This window comes from Streptomyces roseolus (assembly GCF_014649855.1).
Taxonomy (GTDB): Bacteria; Actinomycetota; Actinomycetes; order Streptomycetales; family Streptomycetaceae; genus Streptomyces; species Streptomyces roseolus.
Window position 1 is genome coordinate 27747 of sequence record NZ_BMTV01000013.1, and the last position, 25723, is coordinate 53469.

Consider the following 25723-nt stretch of genomic DNA (forward strand, 5'->3'; position numbering starts at 1 on the left):
GTGCTCCTTGACGGACGGATTGGGAATGGATGGGTCGCACCCCCCACGCCGGAACGTAGGGGACATGAAAGAGTAGCCGATCGCAGGACCGACCCCGCAATCGGCTACTGTGTGTAGCGGTGACCGGACTTGAACCGGTGACACAGCGATTATGAGCCGCTTGCTCTACCGACTGAGCTACACCGCTTTGATGTCGGTCATCCCGCCCGAAGGCGGGATTCCCTTCACCAGAGCCCCAATACGGAATCGAACCGTAGACCTTCTCCTTACCATGGAGACGCTCTGCCGACTGAGCTATTGGGGCGAGCGAGGAAGACATTACACGGTCCTTCGCCCATCACCCAAATCCGTTTCCCCCGGCCGCCCGGGAGGGGCTCGCACCCGCCTCGTACGCCACTCGTGGACTCATCGGTACGACTATTGCGCTCCTCCTCGAAGGCGGCCGTGCCCGCCCCTAGGCTCTGCCCCACGCTGCGTGATCTCGATCTTGGTGACTTGGTGAGGAGCCCGATGTCGGCCGACAGCAAGCAGCCCCGCCCGCCTTCCGACGACGCGGGCGGCGCGGCGACCGAGGACACGAGCTCGCTCCTGCTGTCGAACGCCCGGCTGACCGACGGGCGGACCGTGGACGTGCGCCTCGTCCGCGGCCGGATCGAGGCCGTCGGCACCGCCGGGAGCCTGAGCACGGCGGGCGCCCGGGTGGACCTGGCCGGCTATCTGCTGCTGCCCGCGCCGGCCGAACCGCACGCCCACGCCGACACGGCCCTCTCCGCCGACACCGCCGGCCCGGTCTCGTACGCCCCCGACGAGGTGCAGCGGCGGGCCACCGAGGCGGCGCTGCTCCAGCTCGGGCACGGGGCGACCGCGCTGCGGGCCCACGTGCGGATCGGCGACGTGCACGCGCTCGGGCCCCTGGAGGCCGTGCTCCAGGCGCGGCGGTCGCTGCGCGGCCTCGTGGACCTCTCGGCGGTGGCGGTGCCGCGGCTGCTGACCGGGGCGGCGGGCGCGGACGGGCTCGCGCTGCTGCGGGACGCGGTGAAGATGGGCGCCGGGGTGGTGGGCGGCTGCCCGGACCTGGACCCGGACCCGGCGGGGTACGTGGAGGCGGTCCTGACGGTGGCGGCCGAGCACGGGGTGCCGGTGGACCTGCACACGGACGGGGACGACCCGGCGCGGCTCGCGCGCCTCGCGGCGATGGCCGGCGGGCTGCGGCCCGGAGTGACCATCGGCCCGTGCGCGGGCCTCGCGCGGCTGCCGGAGGACGTGGCGGGCCGGGCGGCGGACCGGCTCGCGGCGGCGGGCGTGACGGTGATGTGCCTGCCGCAGGGCGGCTGCGCGGGGACCGAGCGGCGGGGCACGGCCCCGGTGCGGCTGCTGCGGTCGGCGGGGGTGCGGCTCGCGGCGGGCGGCGGGGCGCTGCGGGACGCGGCGAACCCGGTGGGGCGCGGCGACCCGCTGGAGGCGGCCTTCCTGCTGGCCTCCCTGGAGGGCCTGGAGCCGGCGGAGGCGTACGGGGCGGTGAGCGCGCGGGCGCGGGAGGCGATGGGCCTTCCGGAGGTGCGGGTGGAGGCGGGTTTCCCGGCGGAGCTGCTCGCGGTGCGGGGCGAACGGCTCGCGGGCGTGCTGTCGCCGGCGTACAGCCGGATCGTGGTGCACCGGGGGCGGGTGGTGGCGCGGACGAGCGCGGTGCGGGAGTACTGCGACTCGGCGGCGGCGCTGGACCTGCCGCGGCAGGCGCGGACCGATCCGGGAGGCCCGGCGGCCCGCTGAGTCGTACGGTCGGAGCATGCGCATCGTCATCGCTGGAGGACACGGACGGATCGCCCTGCGCCTGGAGCGGCTGCTCTCGGCGGGCGGACACGAGGCGGTCGGGCTGATCCGCCGCCCGGAGCAGGCGGAGGACCTGCGGGCGGCGGGCGCGGAGCCCGTCGTGCTCGACCTGGAGTCGGCGTCGGTGGAGGAGGTCGCGGAGGTCCTGCGGGGCGCGGACGCGGCCGTCTTCGCGGCGGGCGCGGGCCCGGGCAGCGGGGCGGCCCGCAAGGACACGGTGGACCGGGACGCGGCGGTCCTGCTCGCGGACGCGGCGGAGCGGGCGGGCGTCCGGCGCTTCGTGGTCGTCTCGTCGATGGGCGCGGACGCCGGGCACGCGGGCGACGAGGTCTTCGACGTCTACCTGCGGGCGAAGGGCGCGGCGGACGACGCGGTCCGGTCCCGTCCGGGCCTGGACTGGACGGTCCTGCGTCCCGGCATGCTCACCGACGACGCCGGCACGGGCCTGGTCCGCCTGGAGGCCCGCACGGGCCGCGGCCCGGTCCCCCGGGACGACGTGGCGGCGGTCCTGGCCGAGCTGGTGGACTCCCCCGGCACGGCCGGCCTGACCCTGGAACTCGTCTCGGGCTCGACCCCGGTCGTGGTCGCGGTGAAGGACGTGGCCGGCAACTGACCCCCCGACCGCATCTCCCCCCGGAAACGGAGAAGGTCCCCGGTGCGAACACCGGGGACCTTCTCGTATCGCGTGGCGGCGCCAGGATTCGAACCTGGGTAGGCTAAGCCGACGGATTTACAGTCCGCTCCCATTGGCCACTCGGGCACACCGCCATGGGATCCGTCGCCTTGGTTTCCCGCTTTTCGGCGGTGCTCCGTGGCAACGACGTAAACGATACCTGATCCCCGGGGGTGGTTCGCCACCGGATTGATCAGCGGTTCGGGCGGCGGGTCACCCCCTAGGCTTTGGGGGTACCCCACAGCATCCGAGCAAGGAGCCACGAGTCATGGCCGACTCCAGTTTCGACATCGTCTCCAAGGTCGAGCGGCAGGAGGTCGACAACGCCCTCAACCAGGCCGTGAAGGAGATCTCCCAGCGCTACGACTTCAAGGGAACCAACGCCTCGATCTCCTGGTCGGGCGAGAAGATCCTGATGCAGGCGAACGGCGAGGAGCGCGTGATGGCGATCCTCGACATCTTCCAGTCCAAGCTGATCAAGCGGGGCATCTCGCTGAAGTCGCTGGACGTCGAGGGCGAGCCGCAGCTGTCCGGCAAGGAGTACAAGCTCTTCGCGTCGGTCACCGAGGGCATCTCGCAGGAGAACGCGAAGAAGGTCGCGAAGACCATCCGCGACGAGGGCCCCAAGGGCGTCAAGGCGCAGGTGCAGGGCGACGAGCTGCGGGTCAGCTCGAAGAGCCGTGACGACCTCCAGGCGGTGCAGGCGCTGCTCAAGGGCAAGGACTTCGACTTCGCGATCCAGTTCGTGAACTACCGGTAGGTACGTGTCCGAAAGCCGCCGGTCGACGGGTCGGCGGGGCTCGCACACTGGAGTCATGGACGACATCACCGTGTACGCGTACGCCGGCGGCCCCCTGGGCGAGATGCTGCTGACCGGGCGGCTCTCGACGGGGGGCCGTCTCGCGCTGCGGTCGCTCTCGCTGCCCGAGCAGAAGGGGGCGGTCGCGGTCGGGGACGGCTGGGTACGCGACCAGGAGGCCTTCGCGGAGGTCGCGGCGCAGCTGGAGGAGTACTTCGCCGGGCGGCGGGAGCGGTTCGAGGTGCCGCTGGCCGCGGACGCCGGGACGGAGTTCCAGCGGCGGGTCTGGGCGGCCCTGGAGGAGATCCCGTACGGGGAGACCGTCGGCTACGGGGAGATCGGGCGGCGGGTCGGGGCCGGCGGGGCCGGGGTGCGGGCGGTGGGCACGGCGATCGGGCGCAATCCGCTGCTCGTGGTGCGGCCCTGCCACCGGGTGATCGGCGCGGACGGGAGCCTGCGCGGGTACGCGGCCGGTCTGGAGCGGAAGCGGGCGCTGCTCGCGCTGGAGGGGGCCCTCGGGTGACCGAGGGGCTGTTTCCGCGCGAGCGGGCCGAGATCGCGCCCGGGGCGGTGCACGTGCCGGGCTGGCTGCCGGTCGAGCGGCAGCGCGCCATGGTCGCCGCCTGCCGGGAGTTCGGGCGCGGGCCGCTGGCGTACCGGCACACCGTGCTGCCCGGCGGGGGCGTGATGTCGGTGCGGTCGCTGTGCCTGGGCCGGCAGTGGGTGCCGTACCGGTACCTCGACGCCGTCGCCGTCGAACTGCCGGAGTGGCTGGTCGCGCTGGGGCGGGCGGCGGTGGCCGAGGCGTACGGGGACGACGGCGGTTTCGCGCCGGACACCGCGCTGGTGAACTTCTACGGGGACGGCGCCCGGATGGGGATGCACCAGGACAAGGAGGAGCGGTCCGGGGCGCCGGTGGTGTCGCTGAGCCTCGGGGACCGCTGCGTCTTCCGGCTGGGCAACGCCGAGGGGCGCGGGCGGCCGTGGAACGATGTGGAACTGGCGTCCGGGGACCTGTTCGTCTTCGGGCGGGAATCGCGCTGGGCGTACCACGGTGTGCCGAGGGTGTTTCCCGGCACCGCCGACCCGTCGCTCGGGCTCACCGGGCGGCTCAACCTCACTCTGCGGGAGACAGGTCGCTCGTGAGCGCACCACTGCGCCGGTCCCTCGGCGTCCTGGACGCCGTCGTCATCGGTCTCGGCGCCATGGTCGGCGCCGGGATCTTCGTCGCCCTCGGGCCCGCGGCCGGTGCGGCCGGGACCTCCGCCGGGCTGCTCGTCGCGCTGGGGCTCGCCGCGGTCGTCGCGTACTGCAACGCGATGGCCTCGGCCCGGCTCGCCGCCCTGTATCCGGAGTCCGGCGGCACCTATGTGTACGGTCGCGAACGGCTCGGGCCCTTCTGGGGGTATCTGGCCGGCTGGGCCTTCGTGGTGGGCAAGACGGCCTCCTGCGCAGCGATGGCGCTGACCGTCGGCGCCTATCTGTGGCCGGACCAGGCGCACGCGGTGGCGGTGGCCGCCGTGGTGGCCCTGACGGCCGTCAACTACGGAGGCGTGCAGAAGTCGGCGCTGCTGGCGCGGGTGATCGTGGCCGGGGTGCTCGCGGTGCTCGCGGCGGTCGTCACGGCCTCCTTCGCGGGCGCCCCCGACGGGCGCTTCGGGCTCGGCGGGGAGGTCACGGCGGGCGGGGTGCTCCAGGCCGCGGGTTTGCTCTTCTTCGCGTTCGCGGGGTACGCGCGGATCGCCACGCTCGGCGAGGAGGTGCGCGATCCGGCCCGGACGATCCCCCGCGCGGTGCCGCTCGCGCTCGGCATCGCGCTCGGCGTGTACGCGCTGGTCGCGGTGGGGGTGCTGCTGGCCCTCGGGCCGCTCGCGCTGGCCGACTCGGCCGCGCCGCTCGCCGACGCGGTGCGGGCGGCGGGCTCCTCCTGGCTGGTGCCGGTGGTCACGGCCGGCGCGGCCGTGGCGGCGCTCGGCTCGCTGCTCTCGCTGATCCTCGGGGTGTCCCGGACGACGCTGGCGATGGCCAGGGACGGCTATCTGCCGGCCGGGCTCGCCGTGGTGCACCCCCGCTTCCGGGTGCCGCACCGGGCGGAGCTCGTGGTGGGCGCGGTGGTGGCCGTGGCGGCGGCGACGGCGGACGTGCGGGGCGCGATCGGCTTCTCGTCGTTCGGCGTGCTCGTCTACTACGGGATCGCGAACGCCTCGGCGTGGACGCTGGGCCGCCGGGACCGGTTCCTGGCGGTGCTGGGGCTCGCCGGCTGCGCGGCGCTGGCGGGGGCGCTGCCGCTGGGGTCGGTCCTCGCCGGTTCCGGGGTGCTGGCGGCCGGTGTGGTGGCGTACGCGGTCAGTCGAGGACGACCCGGACCCCCTCGGCCCTGAGGCCGTCGACCCATTCCTGGAAGGTGGCCGGGCGGGGGACGGTGAGGAGCGGGGTGACGCCGAGGCAGGCGCGGGCGATGTCGGCGCGCCGCCAGATCAGGGTGCAGCCGGAGAGCTCCTCGCCGAGGGCGCGGGGGGAGCCGGTCGGGAAGGCGTGGCCGGGGCCGAGGACGGCCTCGCCGAGGGCGCAGAGGAAGGCGTCCGCGTCGGTGATCCCGCGGCCGTCGAGTTCATAGGTGTTTCCGGGGGCGGGCTGGGAGGCCCGGTGGGCGCGGCGGGCGGCCTGGTTCAGCCATTCGGCGCGGGCGGTGCCGCCGAAGCGGCGCCAGGTGCCGGGCTCGGACGGCGGCGCGTACCCGTGGAAGAGGTCCCAGACCTCGCGGTGCTGGTGGGGCAGCAGGCCGGAGCGGGGGAAGGCGACGCTCAGGTCCACGAGTCCGTGGTGGTGGCGGGAGGCGCCCACGCCGGTGACCCGGCCGGCCTCGGCCTCGTGCTGCGAGGCCGCCATCCCGTCGAGGACCTGGTAGCGGACGGCCTCGAACTCCCGGGCGCCCGTGGCGAGGGCGTCGCGGAGGGCGCCGCGCGGGGAGCAGCCGAGGAAGGTGACCTCCCCGTGGGTGAGCTCGGCCGGGGGCTCCGGTGAGACCCGTACGAGGTTGCCGCAGGGAACGGCGCCGGCCGCGCCGTGCAGGCGGCGGGGCGTGCCCGCGGACTCGACGGTGACGACGTCGCCGCGGGCGCCGACGACGCGGACGGCGGTGAGCCGCCAGGCGCCGTCGTGGGTCTCGACGTCGAGGGTGCCGAGCGGGGCGGTGCCTTCGACGATGGCCTGGGTGACGGCCCGGGCCAGTTCGCCGCGCGGCTCGCAGCCGCGCAGCTCGTGGCGGGCGCGCGGCGGCGGGACGGCGTCCCCGTAGAGGCCCCTGACGTCGTGGCAGAGGGCGACGGCGTAGAGGCCGGAGAGCAGGGCGTAGCGCGGGTTCTGCACGGCGCGGCCGGTCTCAGAAGCCCGGGCGACCGTACTGCTGCTGCCCGGGCACCTGGCCGCCGTACGCCTGGTCGGTGGGGACGATGTCCTTGCCGAGGGGCAGCAGCGAGACGGGGATGAGCTTGAAGTTCGCGATGCCGAGCGGGATGCCGATGATCGTGACGCAGAGCGCGACGCCGGTGACGACGTGGCCGAGGGCGAGCCACCAGCCGGCGAGGACCAGCCACAGGACGTTGCCGACGCAGGAGGCGGCACCGGCGCCGGGCTTGTCGACGACGGTGCGGCCGAAGGGCCAGAGGGCGTAGAGGCCGACGCGGAAGGCGGCGAGGCCGAAGGGGATGCCGATGATCGTGATGCAGAGGACGAGGCCGGCGAGGAGGTAGCCGAGGAAGAGCCAGAAGCCGGAGAGGACGAGCCATATGACGTTGAGGACGGTCTTCACGGGCGGGGACCTGCCATCTCTTCGAGCCGGGCGATCCGCTCGGCCATGGGCGGGTGGGTCGAGAACATCTTGGAGAGTCCCTTACCCGGGCGGAAGGGGTTCGCGATCATCATGTGGCTCGCGGTCTCGATGCGCGGTTCGGGCGGCAGCGGGAGCTGCTTGGTGCCCGCTTCGAGCTTCCGGAGGGCGTCGGCGAGGGCGAGCGGGTCGCCGGTGAGCTGGGCGCCGGAGGCGTCGGCCTCGTACTCGCGGGAGCGGGAGATGGCCAGCTGGATGATGGAGGCGGCGACCGGGCCGAGGACGAGGACCATCAGGTAGCCGAGGAGGCCGGGGCCGTCGTCGTCGCTGGAGCGGCCGACCGGGATCAGCCAGGCGAAGTTGACGAGGAACATCACGACGGAGGCGAGGGCTCCGGCGACCGAGGAGATGAGGATGTCCCGGTTGTAGACGTGGCTCAGCTCGTGGCCGATGACGCCGCGGAGCTCGCGCTCGTCGAGCAGGGAGAGGATGCCTTCGGTGCAGCAGACGGCGGCGTTGCGCGGGTTGCGGCCGGTGGCGAAGGCGTTGGGCGCCTGGGTCGGCGAGATGTAGAGGCGCGGCATCGGCTGGCGGGCCTGGGTGGAGAGCTCCCTGACCATCCGGTAGAGCGCGGGGGCCTCGAATTCGCTGACCGGGCGGGCGCGCATGGCCCGCAGCGCCAGCTTGTCGCTGTTCCAGTACGCGTACGCGTTGGTGCCGATCGCGACGACGAGTCCGACGATCAGGCCCGTACGGCCGAAGAAGCTGCCGATGACGATGATGAGGGCGGAGAGCCCTCCGAGGAGTACGGCGGTCCTCAGCCCGTTGTGCCGGCGGTGCACGGTACGCCCTCCAAGTGGTGCGGCAGGGGAACCCTTTGCTTCGTGGTCCTCCCCGGACTTCGTCGGGGGAGGACCCCCGGTCCAGTGGACCCTCACGTACTGGTCAACGCCAGGCGGGAGGCTGCGGTTCCCCCGGCCGCACCGGGGAGGGGTTGCGCCGTCCGGGTGATCCCGGCCGAATCAGCGCGCGGCGGGGACCTTGTCGGCGCCCGGGGCGAGGCCCGCCTTGACGAGGGCGTCGGCGACCGGCTCGACCTCGCTGGTGCAGTGGGCGCAGCGGGAGGCGATGGCCGGGATCTCCGCGTAGCAGCGGGGGCAGTCGCGCTTCTCGGACTTGGGGTCGGCGGCCTCTTCCTTCGCGAACCTCTCCTGGACCTTCGCCATGGGGACGACGAAGAGGAAGTAGAGGACGAGGGCGGTGATGGCGAAGGCGATGGTGGCGGCGATGGCGAGGCCGTACGGGAAGACGGTCTTGCCGATGCTGAACCTCGCCTCGCTGAAGTCGCCGACGGAGCCGGTGGCGAGGCCGATGAGCGGGGTGATGAACGCCTTGCTGAAGCCGGTGACGACGGCCGTGAACGCCGAGCCGACGGCGAGGCCGATGGCCATCGAGACGACGTTCCCGCGGAGGATGAAGTCCTTGAATCCGTTCAGCACGGGGTGTTGCTCCTAGTGGGGGGGTGCGTGGGGGTCAGAAGAGGCTGGTCGTCGCGTAGCGGAGGACGAACTGCGGGTAGCCCGACAGGACGGCTCCGACGGCGGCGGTCAGCGCGATCGCCAGGGTGACGGGCGCGGGGGCCCGGTGCGCGGTCCTCCCGGGCTTCTCCGGGGCGTGCTCCGGCGTGCGGAACAGCAGGGCCGTCCACCGCAGGTAGTACGCGAGGCCGATGACGACGTTGACGCCCATGACGACGGCCAGCCAGCCGAGGCCCGCGTCGACGGCCGACGAGAAGACGGTCACCTTGGCGAAGAGGCCGATGATACCCGGGGGCAGACCGGCCAGGTTCAGGAGGAAGAAGGCGAGCGCGAGGGCGGCGGCGGGGCTGGTGGCGTACAGCCCGGCGTGGTCGGTGATCCGCTTGCCGGGGTGCGTACGGGCGACGAGGGCGACGACCGCGAAGGCGCCGAGGTTCACGGCGGCGTACATGAGGGCGTACGCGACGGTGGCGCCGACCTGCTCGTCGCTGGAGTACGCGGCGGCTCCTATCGGCACCAGCAGGTAGCCGGCCTGGGCGACGGAGGACCAGGCGAGCAGCCGGACGGCGCTCCGCTCGCGGGTGGGGTCCTGCCGGAGGGCGGCGACGTTGCCGGCCGTCATGGTGAGGGCGGCGAGGACCGCCAGGGCCGGGCCCCAGACGTCGGCGTACGAGGGGAAGGCGACGACCGTCACCAGGATGAGGCCGGTGAAGCCGACGGCCTTGCCGACGACCGACAGGTAGGCGGCGACGGGCAGCGGGGCGCCGCTGTAGGTGTCGGGGACCCAGAAGTGGAAGGGGACGGCGGCGATCTTGAAGGCGAAGCCGACGAGGGTGAGGGCGACGCCGGTCTGGACGAGGGTGTGGAAGGGGCCGGGGACCTCGCCGAGGCGGGCGGCGATCTCGGTGAGGTGGAGGGTGCCGGTGGCGGCGTAGACGAAGCTCACGCCGAGGAGGGTGACGGCGGTGGCGGTCACCGAGGAGAGGAAGAACTTGAGGGCGGCCTCGCCGGAGCGGCGGTCGCCGCGCTTGAGGCCGACGAGCGCGAAGGCGGGCAGCGAGGCCACTTCCAGGGCGACCACGAGGGTGGCGAGGTCGCGGGCGGCGGGCAGCAGGGCGGCGCCCGCGGCGGAGGACAGCAGCAGGAACCAGTACTCGCCGGCCGGGAGCTTCTCCCGGGTGGCGGGCAGCGAGAGCAGGGCGGCGACCAGGGCGCCGCCGAGCACCAGGAGCTGGACGACCAGCGTGAAGTGGTCGGCGGTGTAGCTGCACCCGGTGGTCTGGACGTGGCCGGCGGTCTGGGCGCCGGGGGTGAGGCAGAAGGTGGCGCGGTCGCCGGCGCGCAGCGGCAGGAGCAGGAGGAGGGCGGCGGCGAGGCCGGCGAGGGAGATCCACCCGAGGAGTTGCTTGCGCGCGGCGGGCACGAAGAGGTCGGCGACGAGGACGCCGAGCGCGACCAGGGCGGTGAGGGTGGGGGGCGCGATCGTCGCCCAGTCGACGGACTGGACGAGCGAGGCGTCGGCGGTCATCACTGGGTGCCTCCCGCGAGGAGCTGCTGGACGGCCGGGTCGGTGAGGCCGAGGAGGACCGCGGGCCAGAGTCCGGCGAGGACGGTGAGGGCGACGAGGGGGGTCCAGGCGGCCAGCTCGTACGCCCGGACGTCGGCGAGCTCGGGCTCGCCGGCCGGGCGCGGGCCACCCATGCAGACGCGGCGGACCACGATCAGCAGGTACGCGGCGGTGAGCAGGGTGCCGAGGCCGCCGAGGACCATGAAGACGAGGTACGCGGGGCGGCTGAGCCCCTCGGCCGGGTCGAAGGCGGCGAAGAGGGCGAGCATCTCGCCCCAGAAGCCGGCCAGGCCCGGGAGGCCGAGGGAGGCGACGGCGGCGAAGGCGAGGAGGGCGCCGAGGCGGGGGGCGCGGCCGTAGAGGGCGGCGCCGGTGGCCCCGGCGAGGGTGTCGAGGTCGGCGGTGCCGTACCGGTCCTTCACCGCGCCGACGAGGAAGAACAGCAGGCCGGTGACGAGGCCGTGGGCGATGTTGGCGAAGAGGGCGCCGTTGACGCCGGTGGGGGTCAGGGTGGCGATGCCGAGGAGGACGAAGCCCATGTGGCCGACGGATGAGTACGCGATCAGGCGCTTGAGGTCGCCCTTGGCGCCGGGCCGCGCCAGGGCGAGGCAGGCGAGGGAGCCGTAGACGATGCCGACGGCGGCGAAGGCGGCCAGGTAGGGGGCGAGGGTGCGCATGCCGTCGGGGGCGACGGGCAGCGCGATGCGGACGAAGCCGTACGTGCCCATCTTGAGGAGCACGCCGGCGAGGAGGACCGAGCCGACCGTGGGGGCGGCGGTGTGGGCGTCCGGCAGCCAGGAGTGCAGCGGCCACATCGGGGTCTTCACGGCGAGCCCGACGCCGATCGCGAGGACGGCGGTGACCTGCACCGACGTGGTCAGTCCGCGGCCGTTGTCGGCGGCGAGCGCCACCATGTCGAAGGTGCCGCCCTTTATTCCGACGAGGAGCAGGCCGAGCAGCATGACGACGGAGCCGAGCAGCGTGTAGAGGATGAACTTCCCGGCGGCGGCCCGCCGGCCCTCGCCGCCCCAGCGGGCGATGAGGAAGTACATCGGGACCAGGACCATCTCGAAGGCGAGGAAGAAGAGGACCAGGTCGAGGACGGCGAAGGTGGCGAGGGTGCCGGCCTCCAGGACCAGCAGCAGCGCGACGAAGGCCTTCGGGGACGGGCCCGCGGGCGGCTTGAAGTACGAGTGCAGCGCGCAGAGGAAGGTCAGCAGCGCGGTCAGCACCAGGAGGGGGAGCGAGATGCCGTCGACGCCGAGGTGGATCCGCACGTCGAGGGCCCTGATCCAGCTGACGTCCGTGGTCGCCTGCATCCTCGACGGGTCGTCGTGGTCGAAGCCGGCGGCGAGGGCGAGCGCGGCGAGGAGGATCGCGCCGGTGACGGTGACGCCGTGGCGGAGCACCGCCTGGTCGGGCGACTTCCCCTTCAGTCCGGGCGGGGCGGGCAGGAGCGCGGCGGCGGCGCCCAGGAGCGGGGCCGCGACGATGAACGCGAGGAGGAACTGCATCACGGATTCGCTGATATCGATCACGGCTCACGCTCCGGCGAAGGCGTTGGCGAGGGCGACGGCGGCGATCGCCAGGACGACGGAGCCGGCGAGCAGGGCGCTCAGGTAGGTCTGCACGTTGCCTGTCTGGGCGCGGCGGACGAGCCATCCGAGGCCCTTGGCGGTGTTCGCGGCGCCGCTCACGTAGGTGTCGACGACCTCGCGGTCCAGGAAGCGGACCAGGGACGCGGCGCCGACCACCGGGCGGACGAACACCGTCCGGTAGAGGGCGTCCAGGTGGAAGCCGTCGGCGGCCGGTCCGTGCAGCGGGCCGAGGAGGACGCGGCCGGGGTCGGCCGGGTCCTCGGCGGGGTGCGGCAGGCGCAGCGCCTCGGCCTCGACGAGACCGGCGTCGGCGTCCGGGTGGGCGACGTGCGGGGTGGCCATCGGGGGTACGGCCCTGGCGGCGACGGTCCGCCAGACGGCGTACGTCACGGCGCCGCCGGCGACGGCGAGGCCGGTGCCGAGGACGGCGGTGGTGAGGGTCGGGAGGAGGCTCTCGCCGTCGAACCAGTCGTCGAGGACGAGCGCGCTCAGGCCGAAGCCGAGGGAGGGGACGGCGAGGACCCAGAGGACGGAGGTCATCGCGATCGGCTGACGCCCGTGATGGGGGGCTTCGGCGCCGCGGCCGCGGAAGGTCCGGAGCCAGAGGCGGAGCGCGTACGCGGCGGTGAGGAGGGCCGTCAGCAGGCCCGCGACGAGGACGGTCCAGCCGGCGCCGGCGGGGACGCCGGGCCGGTCGCCGAGCGCGGTGTGCTCGGCGGCGACCAGGACGGCCTCCTTGGAGAAGAAGCCGGCGAACGGCGGGATCGCGGCGAGCGCGAGGAGGGCGACGGTCATCGTCCAGTACGCGTCGGGGATCCGCTTCGCCAGGCCGCCCATCCGGGACATGGCGGTGAGCGAGTTGGTGCCGGCGGCGTGGATGACCGCGCCGGCGGCGAGGAAGAGCAGCGCCTTGAAGGCGGCGTGCGACAGGAGGTGGAAGACCGCGGCGCCCCGGTCGCCGACGGCGAGCGCGCCGGCCATGTAGCCGAGCTGGCCGATCGTCGAGTAGGCGAGGACCCGCTTGATGTCGTCCTGGGCGAGGGCGGCGAGCGCCGAGCCGACCATGGTGACGGCCGCCATCACGGCGAGCACGGTCAGCGCGGCGGCGGAGGCGGCGAACACCGGGAGCAGCCGGGCGACGAAGTAGACGCCGGCGGCGACCATGGTGGCCGCGTGGATGAGCGCGGAGACCGGCGTCGGGCCGGCCATGGCGTCGGGCAGCCAGGTGTGCAGCGGGAACTGCGCGGACTTGCCGGCGACGCCGGCGAGGAGCAGCAGGGCCACCAGGGTGGGGTGGTCGAGGCCGCCGCTCGCGACGGTGGACAGGATGCCGTCGATGCGGAAGGTGCCGGCGTCGGCGGCGAGCGCGAAGAGCCCGAAGAGGAACGGGACGTCGCCGAGCTTGGTGACGAGGAAGGCCTTCAGGGAGGCGGAGCGCGCCTCGGGGGTCTCCCAGTAGTGCCCGACGAGGAAGTACGAGCAGATGCCCATGATCTCCCAGCCGACCAGGAGGACCATCAGGTCGCCCGAGTAGACGACGAGGAGCATCGCGGCGGTGAAGAGGGAGACGAGGGCCGCGTACGAGGGGTAGCGCGGGTCCTCGCGGAGGTAGCCGGTCGAGTAGATCTGCACGCAGCTCGCGACCACGCCGACGAGGACGGCGACGAGGGCGGCGAAGCCGTCGATGTGGAGGCCCAGGGTGATCGGCACGGAGCCGGTGGGCGTCAGCTCGGTGGCGGCCTCGATCACCGTGTTCCCGCCCTGGCGGACGGCGACGAGGACGGCGAGGACGGCGGCGGCGAGCGTGGGGAGGACGGCGAGCGGCCGGACGAAGCCGGGCGCGGTGCGGCCCAGGGCGAGTCCGGCAGCGGCGCCGAGGAAGGGCAGGACGGGGACGAGGGCGGCGAGGGTCGTGGTGGTCACGCGGCGGCCTCGGCCTTCTCGGCGGTGCTTTCCGGGCTCTCGGGGGTCTCGGGGGACTCCGCCGTGTCGCGGAGGCGGTCGACGTCGGCCGTGCCGCGGTTGCGGTACACCATCAGGACGATCGCGAGGCCGATGCCGATCTCGGCGGCGGCGATGGCGATGGTGAAGAGGGTGAGGGCCTGGCCGGCGTGGAGGGCGTCGCGGAGCCAGACGTCGAAGGCGACCAGGTTGAGGTTGACGGCGTTGAGCATCAGCTCGACCGACATCAGGACCAGGATCGCGTTGCGGCGGGCGAGGACGCCGTACAGGCCGACGCAGAAGAGGAGCGCGGCGAGGACGGCGGGGTAGGCGAGGTGCATCAGTCCCGCTCCCCTTCCGGCTTCTTGCGGGACAGGACGATGGCGCCGACCAGGGCGGCGAGCAGCAGCACCGAGAGCGCCTCGAAGGGCAGCACCCAGTGCCGGAAGAGGATCTCGCCGGTCACTCCGGTGGACCCCTGGGCGGGTCCCTCCAGGTCGATCCAGCTCTTGCGGAAGGCGTCCCAGACCACCCAGACGAGCGCCGCGGCGGCGGCCGCGGCGACGGCGAGGGCGACGGGCCTGTTGCCCGAGTCGGCGTCCGGTGAGCGGCCGATGGGCGCCCTGGTGAGCATGAGCCCGAAGAGCAGCAGGACGACGACGGAGCCGACGTAGATCAGGACCTGGACCCAGGCGATGAACTCGGCGGTCAGCAGGAGGTACTCGACGGCGAGGCCGCCGAGCGCGACCACGAGCCAGAGCGCGGCGTGCACGAGCTGCTTCGTGGTGACGGAGACGACGGCGGCGCCGAGGGTGACGAGGCCGACCAGGAGGAAGGCGACCTCGACGCCGGTGGGCGAGAGGAAGCCGGGGTGGGCCGGCGGGGCGGCGAGGATCACTGCGGGCCCTCCTGCTGCGGGGCGTCGGCCTGGGCGTCGGCGGCTGCCTGGGCCGCGGCGGCGGCCGCCTTCTCGGCGGCCTTGCGGGCGGCGGCGATCTCCTTGGGCTCCTCGGCCCCCGGGTCGAGCGCGGGCGGCTCGGGGACCGTCCACATCCACGCGCGGAGCTTGTCGCGCTCGTGGGTCAGCTCCAGGATGTCCGTCTCGGCGTACTCGAACTCCGGCGACCAGAAGAGGGCGTCGAAGGGGCACACCTCGATGCAGATCCCGCAGTACATGCAGAGGGAGAAGTCGATGGCGAAGCGGTCGAGGACGTTCCGGCTGCGCTCGCGGCCGCCGGGGGCGGCGGCCGGGACCGTCTCCTTGTGGGAGTCGATGTAGATGCACCAGTCGGGGCACTCGCGGGCGCACAGCATGCAGACCGTGCAGTTCTCCTCGAACAGCGCGATCACCCCGCGCGAGCGGGGCGGCAGCTCGGGCTGCGCGTCCGGGTACTGCGCGGTGACCGTCTTCCGGGTCATCGTGCGGAGGGTGACGGCGAGGCCCTTGGCGAGGCCGGAGCCGGGGATCTTCGGGGACATCTAGTTGATCGCCACCTTCACGATGCCGGTGAGCGCGATCTGCGCGAGGGCGAGCGGGACGAGGACCGTCCAGGCGAGCTTCTGGAGCTGGTCCTCGCGCAGGCGCGGGTAGGAGACCCGCAGCCAGATCACGACGAAGGCCAGGACGGCGGTCTTCAGGAGGGTCCAGAGCCAGCCGAGGCCGTCGTCGCCCCAGGGGCCGTGCCAGCCGCCGAGGAAGAGGACGGTGGTGAGGGCGCAGAGGACGACGATGCCGGCGTACTCGGCGAGCAGGAAGAGCGCGAAGCGGAGACCGGTGTACTCGGTGTACGCGCCGAAGATGATCTCCGAGTCGGCGACCGGCATGTCGAACGGCGGGCGCTGGAGCTCGGCGAGGCCCGCGACGAAGAAGACGAGCGCGCCGACGATCTGCCACGGCACCCACCACCACGCGAAGGCGTCGAGGACGCCGGTGAGGGAGACGGTGCCGGCGGCCATCGCGACGGACGCGGCGGCGAGCAGCATCGGCAGCTCGTACGCGAGCAGCTGCGCGGCCGTGCGCAGGCCGCCGAGCAGCGAGAACTTGTTCGCGGACGCCCAGCCGGCCATCAGGCTGCCGAGCACGCCGACGCCCATGACGGCGAGCGCGAAGAAGATCCCCGCGTCGACGACGGCGCCGACGGAGCCCGGTGCGACCGGGATCGCGACGAGCACGAGCAGGTACGGGAGGAGGGCGACGGCCGGCGCGAGCTGGAAGACCCGCCGGTCGGCGTCCTTCGGGACGACGTCCTCCTTCTGCGCGAACTTCACGCCGTCGGCGACGAGCTGGGCCCAGCCGTGGAAACCGCCGGCGTACATGGGGCCGAGCCGCCCCTGCATGTGCGCCATCACCTTGTGCTCGGTCTGCCCGACGACGAGCGGCAGCACGAGGAACGCGACGAAGACGAGCAGCAGCCGCACGGCGACATCGAGTGCGTCAGTCACGCGGATCGCCTCCGGCGGGGTCGGGGTCGGGGTGGGTGTCGGTGCCGGACTCCGGCTCGGTGCCGGGCTTCGTGTCCGGGGCGGGTTCGGCGGCCGGGAGCTCGCTTTCCGGGGCGGGCTCGCCGTCGGGCGCGGGCTTCGTGTCCGGGGCGGGCTCGGTGCCGGGCTTCGCGCCGGGCGCGGGCTCGGTGCCGGGCTTCGCGTCCGGGGCGGGCCCGGTGGTCGGGGGCTCGCCTTCCGGGGCGGTCGGTTTCGACGGCTCGTCGAACGCCGGGACGGCGTGGTGCCAGGGGGCGTCGGAGCCGCGGGTGCGCGGGGGCGGCGAGGCGGCCGCCGGGGCCTCCCCGGCCTCCGGCGGGGCCGCCGGCGTCTGCCGGCTCGCCGAGCCCTGGCTCGCGCTGCGCGTGCGGCGCGGGGCCGGCGCGGCCTGCTGGCTCGCGGAGCCCTCCGAGGCGGAGCGGGTACGGCGGGGCGGGCGGGCGCCCGCCTCGGGGGCGTCCGGGGTCGCGGGCGCCGCCGGGGCGGTCTGGCTCGCGGAGCCCGCCGATGCCGTGCGGGTGCGGCGGACCGGGGCGTCCTGGGTGGCCGAGCCCTCCGCGGTGGTGCGGGTGCGGCGGGGGCGGTCGGCGGCGGCGCCCCGGGCGGGGCGCTCGGGGGCCGGGGGGAGCTGGCCCTTGAGGGGGCCCCACTCGTTGGGGTCGGGGACTCCGGGCGGGAGCATCTGGCGGCGCTTGGGGCCGCCGTCGTGCGACTCGCCCGGCTCCTTCGCGCCGGGCCACGCCTTGGCGACCCGGGCGGCGAGGACGAAGTCCTTGCGGAGGGGGTGGCCCTCGAAGTTCTCGGGGAGGAGGAGCGGCGTGAGGTTCGGGTGGCCCTCGAAGACGACGCCGAACATCTCGTGCGTCTCGCGCTCGTGCCAGGCCGCGCCCGCGTACACGCCGATGGCGGTGGGGAGGGCCGCGGCCTCGTGGGGCACGGTCGTGCGCAGGAGCAGGCGCCGCGGGGCGCCGGCCCCGAGGGCCACGACGTGCGCGCAGACGCGGAAGCCCGTGCCCGGCTCGTCCACCGCGCTCAGCCAGTCGAAGTAGGTGCAGCCCAGCTCGTCCCGGGCGGTCCGCAGCGCGTCGAGCCACTCCGTGACGGGGACGTCGACGGTCAGCAGGTCGTACGCCCGCTCCGCCGCCGCCTCGTCGCCGAACAGGTCCGTCACGGCTTCGGGAAGGGAGTCGTAGCGGTTCATCGGTCGTCGCCTCCCGGCGGCGGGGGGACCAGCGGGCTGGTGAGCTGGGACACCGAGGGCCGTGCCGTCGTGCCGTACCGCTCCCCCAGGCTCTCGCGGGCGATCTTCTCCTGGAGCTTGAGGATGCCCTGGAGCAGCGCCTCGGGCCGGGGCGGGCAGCCGGGGACGTACACGTCGACCGGGATGATCTGGTCGACGCCCTTGGTCACGGAGTACGAGTCCCAGTACGGGCCGCCGCAGTTCGAGCAGGCGCCGAAGGAGATCACGTACTTCGGCTCGGGCATCTGCTCGTAGAGCCGCTTCACGGCCGGGGCCATCTTGTCCGTGACCGTGCCGGAGACGATCATCAGGTCGGCCTGGCGGGGGCCGGGCGCGAAGGGGATCACGCCGAGCCGGATGAAGTCGTGCCGGGCCATGGACGCGGCGATGAACTCGATCGCGCAGCAGGCGAGGCCGAAGTTGAAGACCCAGAGGCTGTAGCGACGGCCCCAGTTCAGGACCACCTTCATGGGCTCGGGGGCCAGGCGGGAGAGCGTGCCGAGCTTCGGTGCCGGCAGGGGGACGGGGCCGCCCCCGGGAGTGGTGTCGGGTGTTACGTCCATGCCAGGACGCCCTTCTTGTACGCGTAGAGCAGCCCGACAGCCAGGAAGCCGAGGAAGACGAACATCTCGACGAGGGTGGTGGCGCCGTAGCCGGGCGCGGCGAAGACCGTCGCCCACGGGAAGAGGAAGATCGAGTCGACGGCGAAGATGACGTAGAGGAAGGCGTACACGTAGTAGCGGACCTGGGTGTGGGCCCAGCCCTCCCCCACCGGGTCGACGCCGCACTCGTAGGTGAGGAGTTTCTCCGGGGTCGGCACGACGGGCCGGAGCAGCCGGCCGGCGCCGAAGGCGACCGCCACGAAGAGCACGCCGACGACGGCGAGCAGGCCGACGACGGAGTACGTATCGAAATATCCCGCCGCGACTACGGTCGGTTCCCGCACGTCCGCCGCCCCTCTCGGTCCCTCGCCGGTTTCCTGGCCGAATTCACCGACGCGAGTCTAGGCCCTGCTAAAAGCAGCGTAAGCAGGTGCGGGTGGGGTTATCCCCCCTGGCCGACACCCACCTCCCCCATGGCCCGCGGCGGGCGGGGGACGGCAGGCTGGGGGCATGACCGCTGATCACCCGAGCCCTTCCGCCCCCGCCGTCGCGGCCGGGGACCCGCCCGCGCGGCGGCGGACCGCGTACGGGAAGGAGACCTGGAAGGAGATCTCCTTCCTGCTGCTCAACCTCCCCACCGCCCTCGTCGGCTTCGTCTACGCCGTCACCACGGTCGCCGTCGGGGTCGCCCTGTCCGTCACCGTGATCGGCCTGCCGCTGCTGGCGGTCGGCCTGTCGGGCGCGCGGGGGATCGGCCGGTCCGAGCGGGCCCGGGCGCGGGCGCTCCTCGACGCGGACGTGGCGGAGCCCTCGCCGCTGCCGCGGCCGGGCGGCGCGGTGCCGTGGCTGTGGACGCGGCTCAAGGACCCGGTGGCGTGGCGGACGCAGCTGTACGGGCTGATGCGGCTGCCGTGGGGGATCGTCACCTTCTCCGTCGTCCTGGTGTCGCTGGTGGCGCTGTGGCCGGTGCTGCCGTTCATCGCGCGGGGCCTGGCGGCGGCGGACCGGGGCATGGTGCGGGGGCTGCTTTCGCCCTCGGACGAGCTGGAGCGGCGGATCGCCGAACTGGAGTCGGACCGGGGCGTGGTCGTGGACACGGCGGCGGCCGACCTGCGGCGGATCGAGCGGGACCTGCACGACGGGGCGCAGGCGCGCCTCGTGGCCCTCGCGATGGGGCTCGGGCTCGCGAAGGAGAAGCTCCACGAGGACCCGGAGGCGGCGGCCGAGATGGTCGCGGAGGCGCACGGCGAGGTGAAGCTGGCCCTCCAGGAGCTGCGGGACCTGGCGCGGGGCATCCACCCGGCGGTCCTGACCGACCGGGGGCTCGGCGCGGCGCTGTCGTCGCTCGCGGGCCGGTGCACGGTGCCGGCGACGGTGACGGTGGACCTGCCGGAGCGGCCCGCGGAGGCGATCGAGGGGATCGCGTACTTCACCGTCTCGGAGCTGCTGCAGAACGTGTCCAAGCACGCGAAGGCCCGCGCGGCCTCGGTGGAGGCGTGGCGGGCGAAGGACCGCCTGCTGCTCCAGGTGCGGGACGACGGCGTCGGCGGCGCGCGTCTCGACGGCGCCGGCACGGGCCTGGCGGGCCTGGCGGAACGCCTCGGCGCGGTGGACGGCCTGCTGGTCGTGGACTCCCCCGAGGGCGGCCCGACGACGGTCACGGCGGAGCTGCCGTGGCGGACGCGGCAGGCCTGACGGGTCTGGTGGGGTCGGCAGGGCCGGTGGGGCCAGTGGGATCTGTGGGGTCTGTGGGCCCAGTGGGGTCTGTAGGCCCAGTGGGGTCTGTAGGCCCAGTGGGGTCTGTAGGCCCAGTGGGGTCTCTGGGGCCGGTGGGCATGACGGCCGCCTGACGGCCCGGTCTCCGGTCTCCGGTCGCCCTCGCCCCTGCCCCCCTGGCTCCCTGCCCCCCGACTCCCTGCCCCCCTCTGACTCCCTGGCTCCCCCGTCTCCCCCGTCTCCCGCCGGTAGGGATATCCCCCCTGCGGAGACGCCGACCCGCCTCATGGTGCCGAGGGGGTCCCGGACGGAACCCTGGTCGCGTACCCAGTGACGAGTAGAAGGACCTCCCCATGGATTCGAGCCTCGTTCCCGCCGCGCTCCGGGCGCCCTTCCAGGGGCGGACTTGGCGCGGGTTCCTCTTCACCCTGGTGGGGCTGCCGCTGAGCGTGCTGTGGTTCTCGCTCGCCGTCGCCCTCACCTCCGCGGGCCTGGGGCTCCTGATCACCTTCCTCGGGGTGCCGGTGCTGGCCGCCTCGCTGACCGTGAGCCGGGCGTTCGGCGCGGTGGAGCGGGCGCGGGTGCGGGGGCTGCTCGGGGCGCACGTGGCCGCGCCGGAGCCGGTGCGGGGGCGGACGGGCGGGGCGTTCTCGTGGATGGCCGCGTCCCTGCGGTCGGGGGCCTCGTGGCGGCACCTGCTGTACGGGATCGCGCACTTCCCGTGGGCGGTGTTCTCGTTCTCCGTGTCGCTGACGTTCTTCGCGTGGGGCTGGGGGCTGTTCACGTATCCGCTGTGGCGGTGGGTCTTCCCGGCGTACCTCGGGCAGGACGGCATCCAGCTGTACGGGGACGAGACCCACGCCCTGTACCTGGACTCGCCCTTCGAGATCGCCGTCACCTGCGGGATCGGGTTGCTGTTCGTACTGGCGTGGCCGCCGGTGGTGCGGGGGCTGACGGCGGTGGACCGGGTCCTGGCGGCGGGGCTGCTGGGGCCGGGGCGGCTGGCGGAGCGGGTGACGGAGCTGGAGTCGGACCGGGGCGCGGCCGTGGACACGGCGGCGGCGGACCTGCGGCGGATCGAGCGGGACCTGCACGACGGGCCGCAGGCGCGGCTGGCGTCGCTGGCGATGGACCTGGGCCTCGCCCGGGAGACGCTGGCCCGCGACCCGGGGGCGGCGGCGGTGCTGGTGGACGAGGCGCACGGCGAGGTGAAGCTGGCGCTGAAGGAGCTGCGGGACCTGGCGCGGGGCATCCACCCGGCGGTCCTGACCGACCGGGGCCTGGACGCGGCGCTGTCGTCGGTGGCGGCCCGCTGCGCGGTGCCGGTGTCGGTGACGGTGGACCTGCCGGGGCGGCCGGTGGCGGCGATCGAGGGCCTCGCCTACTTCACGGTGACGGAGCTCCTGGAGAACGTGACCCGGCACGCGCGGGCGCGGCGGGCCTCGGTGGACGTGTGGCGGTCGGGCGCGCGGCTGATGCTCCAGGTGCGGGACGACGGCGTCGGCGGCGCGGACCCCGCGCGCGGACAGGGCCTCGCGGGGCTCGCGGAGCGGCTGCGGGCGGTGGACGGCGTCCTCGCGGTGGATTCGCCCGGGGGCGGTCCGACGACGGTGACGGCCGAGCTCCCCTGGCGCGCCTGAGGGGTCCGGAACGCCCGGGGCCGCGACCCCGGTTCCGTGTCCCGGTCCCGCGCCCCGGCGGGGGCTTTCCTGCGATGCTTGATCACGCGGCGCCGACCGGGCCGCGTGATCGGGTATCGCAGGGCTATCGCAGGGACTGGGGGCGGCGGACGTGGGCGTGGGAGAGGTGGCGGACCGGGTGCGGGTGGTCATCGCCGAGGATTCGGTGCTGTTGCGCGAGGGGCTGACGCGGCTGCTCACGGACCGGGGGCACGAGGTCGTCGCGGGGGTCGGGGACGGCGAGGCGCTGGTGAAGACGGTGGCGGAGCTCGCAGACGCGGGCGCGCTGCCGGACGTGGTGGTGGCGGACGTGCGGATGCCGCCGACGCACACGGACGAGGGGGTGCGGGCGGCGGTGCGGCTGCGGGCGGAGTACCCGGAGCTGGCCGTGCTCGTGCTGTCGCAGTACGTGGAGGAGCAGTACGCCACCGAACTCCTGGCCGGTTCCACGCGGGGCGTGGGCTACCTGCTGAAGGACCGGGTCGCGGAGGTGCGCGAGTTCACCGAGGCGGTGGTGCGGGTCGCGGAGGGCGGTACGGCCCTGGACCCGGAGGTGGTGCAGCAGCTGCTCGGCCGCAGCCGGCAGCAGGACGTCCTGGCCCATCTGACCCCGCGCGAGCGGGAGGTCCTGGGTCTGATGGCGGAGGGGCGGACGAACTCGGCGATCGCGAAGCAGCTGGTCGTGAGCGACGGCGCGGTGGAGAAGCACATCGGCAACATCTTCCTGAAGCTGGGCCTCTCGCCGAGCGAGGGCGACCACCGCCGGGTCCTGGCGGTGCTGACGTACCTCAGGTCGTGAGCCGCCCGCCTTCCCGGACTCCGAGCCGGTCTCCCGTTCCCGGACCCCGTCCGTCCGTCACCCTGTCGGATGCGACCGTTCCGGACGCCTGTCCGGATCTGGAGCGGACCTCGTGGGGACCTAGGGCGGACCTAGGAGGAAAGAACGAGGCGGAATACCGCGTTCCGGTGCAATCCGGGTAGGTGCACAACAGGACAATGTACGGCGAAAGGGCATCTCAAGCAGAGGCCCACCATGTGAGAAGTCCCGGGAAGGCGCACCTCACCGTCGTAGGGTGGGCCGCAGAGTCCCGCTTGCCGCTAGGGAGGTCCAGTAAGTGACCAGCCAGGTCAGTAGCGAGGCCGGTGAAGCCTTGCTCGGGGAGCAGCGCAGCGCCCCCGTGGAGGGCCGTGACGGCGCCGAGAAGGAAGTCCGCCGACTCGACCGGGTGATCATCCGGTTCGCGGGTGACTCCGGTGACGGCATGCAGCTCACGGGTGACCGGTTCACCTCGGAGACGGCGTCCTTCGGGAACGACCTCTCCACCCTGCCGAACTTCCCGGCCGAGATCCGGGCGCCCGCCGGCACCCTGCCGGGCGTCTCGTCCTTCCAGCTGCACTTCGCCGACCACGACATCCTGACCCCCGGCGACGCGCCGAACGTGCTGGTCGCGATGAACCCCGCCGCGCTGAAGGCGAACATCGCCGACGTGCCGCGCGGCGGCGAGGTCATCGTGAACACGGACGAGTTCGCGAAGCGGGCCATGGCCAAGGTCGGGTACGCGCAGAGCCCCCTGGAGGACGGCTCGCTCGACGGCTACCGGGTCCACCCCGTGCCGCTGACGACGCTGACCATCGAGGCGCTCAAGGAGTTCGGGCTGTCCCGGAAAGAGGCCGAGCGGAGCAAGAACATGTTCGCGCTCGGACTGCTCTCCTGGATGTACCACCGGCCGACCGAGGGCACGGAGAACTTCCTCCGGCAGAAGTTCGCGAAGAAGCCGCAGATCGCCGAGGCGAACGTGGCCGCCTTCCGGGCCGGCTGGAACTTCGGCGAGACCACCGAGGACTTCGCCGTCTCCTACGAGGTCGCCCCCGCGACCCGCGCGTTCCCCACCGGCACCTACCGGAACATCTCCGGGAACCTCGCCCTGTCCTACGGCCTGATCGCCGCGAGCCGCCAGGCGGAGCTGCCGCTCTACCTGGGCTCCTACCCGATCACCCCGGCCTCCGACATCCTGCACGAGCTGTCGAAGCACAAGAACTTCGGCGTGCGGACCTTCCAGGCCGAGGACGAGATCGCCGGCATCGGCGCCGCCCTCGGCGCCGCCTTCGGCGGCTCGCTCGCCGTCACCACCACCTCCGGCCCGGGCGTGGCCCTGAAGTCCGAGACGATCGGCCTCGCGGTCTCCCTGGAGCTGCCGCTCCTCATCGTCGACATCCAGCGCGGCGGCCCGTCCACCGGCCTCCCCACCAAGACCGAGCAGGCCGACCTGCTCCAGGCCATGTACGGGCGCAACGGCGAGGCGCCGGTGCCGGTCGTGGCCCCGAGGACCCCGGCCGACTGCTTCGACGCCGCCCTGGAGGCGGCCCGGATCGCTCTCGCGTACCGCACCCCGGTCCTCCTGCTCTCCGACGGCTACCTCGCCAACGGCTCCGAGCCCTGGCGGATCCCCGACGTCGACGCGCTGCCCGACCTGCGCACGGCCTTCGCCACCGGCCCGAACCACACCCAGGCCGACGGCACCGAGGTCTTCTGGCCGTACAAGCGCGACCCGGAGACCCTGGCCCGCCCCTGGGCCGTCCCCGGCACCCCCGGCCTCGAACACCGCATCGGCGGCATCGAGAAGCAGGACGGCACCGGCAACATCTCGTACGACCCCGCCAACCACGACTTCATGGTCCGCACCCGCCAGGCCAAGGTCGACGGCGTCGACGTCCCCGACATCGAGGCCGACGACCCGGACGGCGCCCGGACCCTGGTCCTCGGCTGGGGCTCGACGTACGGCCCGATCACCGCCGCCGTACGCCGCATCCGCCGCGAGGGCGGCCACATCGCGCAGGCCCACCTGCGCCACCTCAACCCCTTCCCGAAGAACCTCGGCGAGGTCCTGAAGCGGTACGACAAGGTCGTGATCCCCGAGATGAACCTCGGGCAGCTCGCCACCCTGATCCGCGCGAAGTACCTCGTCGACGCCCGCAGCCACAACCAGGTCAACGGCATGCCGTTCAAGGCCGAGCAGCTCGCCGCCGCGCTCAAGGAGGCCATCGATGCCTGAGAACCTGCTGAGTCTGGTGCCCAAGGCCGAGGCCGCCCAGTCCATGAAGGACTTCAAGTCGGACCAGGAGGTCCGCTGGTGCCCGGGGTGCGGCGACTACGCCGTGCTCGCCGCCGTCCAGGGCTTCATGCCCGAGCTCGGCCTGGCGAAGGAGAACATCGTCTTCGTCTCGGGCATCGGCTGCTCGTCCCGCTTCCCGTACTACATGAACACCTACGGGATGCACTCCATCCACGGCCGCGCCCCGGCCATCGCCACCGGCCTGGCGACCTCCCGCCGCGACCTGTCGGTGTGGGTGGTGACCGGCGACGGCGACGCGCTGTCGATCGGCGGCAACCACCTCATCCACGCCCTGCGCCGCAACGTGAACCTGAAGATCCTGCTCTTCAACAACCGGATCTACGGACTCACCAAGGGCCAGTACTCCCCCACCTCCGAGGTCGGCAAGATCACCAAGTCGACCCCGATGGGTTCCCTCGACGCCCCCTTCAACCCGGTGTCGCTGGCCCTCGGCGCGGAGGCGTCCTTCGTGGCCCGGACGGTCGACTCCGACCGCAAGCACCTCACCGAGGTGCTGCGGCAGGCCGCCGACCACGACGGCACGGCGCTGGTGGAGATCTACCAGAACTGCAACATCTTCAACGACGGCGCCTTCGAGGTCCTCAAGGACAAGGACCGGGCCGCGGAGGCCGTCATCCGCCTGGAGCACGGGCAGCCGATCCGCTTCGGCGCCGAGCACGGCAAGGGCGTCGTCCGCGACCCCGCCACCGGCGACCTGGAGGTCGTCGCGGTCACCCCGGAGAACGAGTCGCGGATCCTCGTCCACGACGCGCACGCCGCCTCCCCGACGACCGCCTTCGCCCTCTCCCGCCTCGCCGACCCCGACACCCTCCACCAGACGCCCATCGGCGTCTTCCGGTCGGTGGAACGCCCGGTCTACGACACCCTGATGGCCGACCAGCTGGACAGGGCCGTGGAGCAGCAGGGCGAGGGTGACCTCGGGCGGCTCCTCGCGGGCAACGACACCTGGACGGTGGTCGGCTGACGGCCGGTCACGGATCTCCCGAGGGGCGCGGCCGGGTCACCGGCCGCGCCCCTCGGCCCGTCGGGGGCCTCGACGGGTTCCCGCCCCTCCTCGCCGGCCTCCCGGAAGCGGCCGGGGCGGCGGGGGACGTCC

25 protein-coding genes and 3 tRNA genes are annotated in these 25723 nt (G+C 73.6%); 11 read left to right on the forward strand and 17 right to left on the reverse strand.

Going from position 1 to position 25723, the window contains the following annotated elements; all coding sequences use genetic code 11:
* Positions 1-114: 114 nt before the first annotated feature.
* Both IE245_RS17145 and IE245_RS17150 read right to left on the reverse strand, forming a co-directional pair.
* Positions 115-187: transfer RNA gene (locus IE245_RS17145), tRNA-Met, on the reverse strand.
* A gap of 44 nt (positions 188-231) precedes the next feature.
* A tRNA-Thr gene (locus IE245_RS17150) sits at positions 232-304 on the reverse strand.
* Positions 305-510: 206 nt separating this feature from the next.
* Between IE245_RS17150 and IE245_RS17155 the strand changes: the two genes are divergently transcribed.
* Complete coding sequence (locus tag IE245_RS17155) at positions 511-1770, forward strand: amidohydrolase family protein (protein WP_189948313.1); 1260 nt, start codon at positions 511-513, stop codon at positions 1768-1770.
* 16 nt (positions 1771-1786) lie between these two features.
* A complete protein-coding gene (locus tag IE245_RS17160) occupies positions 1787-2443 on the forward strand; it encodes an NAD(P)H-binding protein (RefSeq protein WP_189948315.1) in 657 nt (218 codons plus the stop codon).
* Between the two features lie 73 nt (positions 2444-2516).
* Here the strand turns inward: IE245_RS17160 and IE245_RS17165 are convergent.
* A tRNA-Tyr gene (locus tag IE245_RS17165) sits at positions 2517-2598 on the reverse strand.
* A 173-nt stretch (positions 2599-2771) separates the two neighbouring features.
* On the opposite strand from IE245_RS17165, the gene IE245_RS17170 reads away from it, so the two are divergent.
* The 4 genes from IE245_RS17170 to IE245_RS17185 are packed head-to-tail and all read left to right on the forward strand — an operon-like array spanning position 2772 to position 5683.
* Positions 2772-3263, forward strand: a complete 492-nt coding sequence (locus IE245_RS17170; RefSeq protein WP_031009290.1) for a YajQ family cyclic di-GMP-binding protein — start codon at positions 2772-2774, stop codon at positions 3261-3263.
* 55 nt (positions 3264-3318) lie between these two features.
* Positions 3319-3825 (forward strand): methylated-DNA--[protein]-cysteine S-methyltransferase, encoded by a 507-nt coding sequence (locus IE245_RS17175; RefSeq protein ID WP_189948317.1) that lies wholly within the window; start codon positions 3319-3321, stop codon positions 3823-3825.
* Entirely contained in the window at positions 3822-4448 is a 627-nt protein-coding gene (locus tag IE245_RS17180) for an alpha-ketoglutarate-dependent dioxygenase AlkB family protein (RefSeq protein WP_189948318.1), read from the forward strand. Before IE245_RS17175 ends, IE245_RS17180 begins: the two co-directional genes overlap by 4 nt.
* Complete coding sequence (locus tag IE245_RS17185; protein ID WP_189948321.1) at positions 4445-5683, forward strand: APC family permease; 1239 nt, start codon at positions 4445-4447, stop codon at positions 5681-5683. The genes IE245_RS17180 and IE245_RS17185 overlap by 4 nt, the downstream gene beginning before the upstream one ends.
* Here IE245_RS17185 and IE245_RS17190 read toward each other — a convergent pair.
* The 14 genes from IE245_RS17190 to IE245_RS17255 all read right to left on the reverse strand — a co-directional run bounded on the left by IE245_RS17190 (position 5649) and on the right by IE245_RS17255 (position 18442).
* On the reverse strand, positions 5649-6671 hold the full coding sequence (locus IE245_RS17190) for a barstar family protein (protein ID WP_189948323.1): 1023 nt from the start codon (positions 6669-6671) through the stop codon (positions 5649-5651). The genes IE245_RS17185 and IE245_RS17190 overlap by 35 nt on opposite strands.
* A gap of 13 nt (positions 6672-6684) precedes the next feature.
* Complete coding sequence (locus IE245_RS17195; RefSeq protein ID WP_189948325.1) at positions 6685-7113, reverse strand: YccF domain-containing protein; 429 nt, start codon at positions 7111-7113, stop codon at positions 6685-6687.
* Positions 7110-7973, reverse strand: a complete 864-nt coding sequence (htpX, locus tag IE245_RS17200) for a zinc metalloprotease HtpX (RefSeq protein ID WP_189948327.1) — start codon at positions 7971-7973, stop codon at positions 7110-7112. Before htpX ends, IE245_RS17195 begins: the two co-directional genes overlap by 4 nt.
* Before the next feature lie 180 nt (positions 7974-8153).
* Positions 8154-8630 (reverse strand): large conductance mechanosensitive channel protein MscL, encoded by a 477-nt coding sequence (mscL, locus tag IE245_RS17205; protein WP_189948329.1) that lies wholly within the window; start codon positions 8628-8630, stop codon positions 8154-8156.
* A gap of 34 nt (positions 8631-8664) precedes the next feature.
* On the reverse strand, positions 8665-10197 hold the full coding sequence (locus IE245_RS17210; RefSeq protein ID WP_189948330.1) for an NADH-quinone oxidoreductase subunit N: 1533 nt from the start codon (positions 10195-10197) through the stop codon (positions 8665-8667).
* A complete protein-coding gene (locus IE245_RS17215) occupies positions 10197-11774 on the reverse strand; it encodes a complex I subunit 4 family protein (RefSeq protein WP_189948333.1) in 1578 nt (525 codons plus the stop codon). Before IE245_RS17215 ends, IE245_RS17210 begins: the two co-directional genes overlap by 1 nt.
* Before the next feature lie 3 nt (positions 11775-11777).
* On the reverse strand, positions 11778-13757 hold the full coding sequence (locus IE245_RS17220; RefSeq protein WP_189948335.1) for an NADH-quinone oxidoreductase subunit 5 family protein: 1980 nt from the start codon (positions 13755-13757) through the stop codon (positions 11778-11780).
* Positions 13754-14116, reverse strand: a complete 363-nt coding sequence (gene nuoK, locus IE245_RS17225; protein ID WP_189948337.1) for an NADH-quinone oxidoreductase subunit NuoK — start codon at positions 14114-14116, stop codon at positions 13754-13756. The genes IE245_RS17220 and nuoK overlap by 4 nt, the downstream gene beginning before the upstream one ends.
* Positions 14116-14673 (reverse strand): NADH-quinone oxidoreductase subunit J family protein, encoded by a 558-nt coding sequence (locus tag IE245_RS17230; protein WP_189948339.1) that lies wholly within the window; start codon positions 14671-14673, stop codon positions 14116-14118. The genes nuoK and IE245_RS17230 overlap by 1 nt, the downstream gene beginning before the upstream one ends.
* A complete protein-coding gene (locus tag IE245_RS17235; protein WP_189948341.1) occupies positions 14670-15254 on the reverse strand; it encodes a NuoI/complex I 23 kDa subunit family protein in 585 nt (194 codons plus the stop codon). The genes IE245_RS17230 and IE245_RS17235 overlap by 4 nt, the downstream gene beginning before the upstream one ends.
* Positions 15255-16217, reverse strand: coding sequence for a complex I subunit 1/NuoH family protein (locus IE245_RS17240; protein WP_189948343.1), 963 nt, complete (start codon positions 16215-16217; stop codon positions 15255-15257). It lies immediately after the preceding gene.
* Positions 16210-17457, reverse strand: coding sequence for an NADH-quinone oxidoreductase subunit C (locus IE245_RS17245; RefSeq protein WP_189948345.1), 1248 nt, complete (start codon positions 17455-17457; stop codon positions 16210-16212). Before IE245_RS17245 ends, IE245_RS17240 begins: the two co-directional genes overlap by 8 nt.
* Positions 17454-18059, reverse strand: coding sequence for an NADH-quinone oxidoreductase subunit B (locus IE245_RS17250; RefSeq protein WP_189948347.1), 606 nt, complete (start codon positions 18057-18059; stop codon positions 17454-17456). The genes IE245_RS17245 and IE245_RS17250 overlap by 4 nt, the downstream gene beginning before the upstream one ends.
* The gene (locus tag IE245_RS17255; RefSeq protein WP_189948350.1) at positions 18050-18442 is read right to left on the reverse strand and encodes an NADH-quinone oxidoreductase subunit A; all 393 of its coding nucleotides are present in this window, start codon (positions 18440-18442) and stop codon (positions 18050-18052) included. The genes IE245_RS17250 and IE245_RS17255 overlap by 10 nt, the downstream gene beginning before the upstream one ends.
* A 166-nt stretch (positions 18443-18608) precedes the next feature.
* Here IE245_RS17255 and IE245_RS17260 point away from each other — a divergent pair, with 166 nt between their 5' ends.
* From IE245_RS17260 to IE245_RS17280, 5 genes are all read left to right on the forward strand, one after another.
* Complete coding sequence (locus tag IE245_RS17260) at positions 18609-19793, forward strand: sensor histidine kinase (RefSeq protein WP_189948352.1); 1185 nt, start codon at positions 18609-18611, stop codon at positions 19791-19793.
* 374 nt (positions 19794-20167) lie between these two features.
* Complete coding sequence (locus IE245_RS17265; protein ID WP_189948354.1) at positions 20168-21454, forward strand: sensor histidine kinase; 1287 nt, start codon at positions 20168-20170, stop codon at positions 21452-21454.
* Between the two features lie 178 nt (positions 21455-21632).
* Entirely contained in the window at positions 21633-22292 is a 660-nt protein-coding gene (locus IE245_RS17270) for a response regulator transcription factor (RefSeq protein ID WP_189948648.1), read from the forward strand.
* Positions 22293-22608: 316 nt separating this feature from the next.
* The gene (locus tag IE245_RS17275; RefSeq protein ID WP_189948356.1) at positions 22609-24546 is read left to right on the forward strand and encodes a 2-oxoacid:acceptor oxidoreductase subunit alpha; all 1938 of its coding nucleotides are present in this window, start codon (positions 22609-22611) and stop codon (positions 24544-24546) included.
* Positions 24539-25591, forward strand: coding sequence for a 2-oxoacid:ferredoxin oxidoreductase subunit beta (locus IE245_RS17280; protein ID WP_189948358.1), 1053 nt, complete (start codon positions 24539-24541; stop codon positions 25589-25591). Before IE245_RS17275 ends, IE245_RS17280 begins: the two co-directional genes overlap by 8 nt.
* Positions 25592-25723 lie beyond the last annotated feature (132 nt).

Excerpts from the sequence above, each read along its gene's own strand:
- IE245_RS17175 (WP_189948317.1), top strand. The coding sequence starts at position 3,319 with ATGGACGACATCACCGTGTACGCGTACGCCGGCGGCCCCCTGGGCGAG.
- IE245_RS17155 (WP_189948313.1), top strand. The coding sequence starts at position 511 with ATGTCGGCCGACAGCAAGCAGCCCCGCCCGCCTTCCGACGACGCGGGC.
- IE245_RS17245 (WP_189948345.1), bottom strand. The coding sequence starts at position 17,457 with ATGAACCGCTACGACTCCCTTCCCGAAGCCGTGACGGACCTGTTCGGC.
- IE245_RS17260 (WP_189948352.1), top strand. The coding sequence starts at position 18,609 with ATGACCGCTGATCACCCGAGCCCTTCCGCCCCCGCCGTCGCGGCCGGG.
- IE245_RS17170 (WP_031009290.1), top strand. The coding sequence starts at position 2,772 with ATGGCCGACTCCAGTTTCGACATCGTCTCCAAGGTCGAGCGGCAGGAG.
- IE245_RS17210 (WP_189948330.1), bottom strand. The coding sequence starts at position 10,197 with ATGACCGCCGACGCCTCGCTCGTCCAGTCCGTCGACTGGGCGACGATC.
- IE245_RS17160 (WP_189948315.1), top strand. The coding sequence starts at position 1,787 with ATGCGCATCGTCATCGCTGGAGGACACGGACGGATCGCCCTGCGCCTG.
- IE245_RS17265 (WP_189948354.1), top strand. The coding sequence starts at position 20,168 with ATGGATTCGAGCCTCGTTCCCGCCGCGCTCCGGGCGCCCTTCCAGGGG.
- IE245_RS17235 (WP_189948341.1), bottom strand. The coding sequence starts at position 15,254 with ATGTCCCCGAAGATCCCCGGCTCCGGCCTCGCCAAGGGCCTCGCCGTC.
- IE245_RS17280 (WP_189948358.1), top strand. The coding sequence starts at position 24,539 with ATGCCTGAGAACCTGCTGAGTCTGGTGCCCAAGGCCGAGGCCGCCCAG.
- nuoK (WP_189948337.1), bottom strand. The coding sequence starts at position 14,116 with ATGCACCTCGCCTACCCCGCCGTCCTCGCCGCGCTCCTCTTCTGCGTC.
- IE245_RS17250 (WP_189948347.1), bottom strand. The coding sequence starts at position 18,059 with ATGGACGTAACACCCGACACCACTCCCGGGGGCGGCCCCGTCCCCCTG.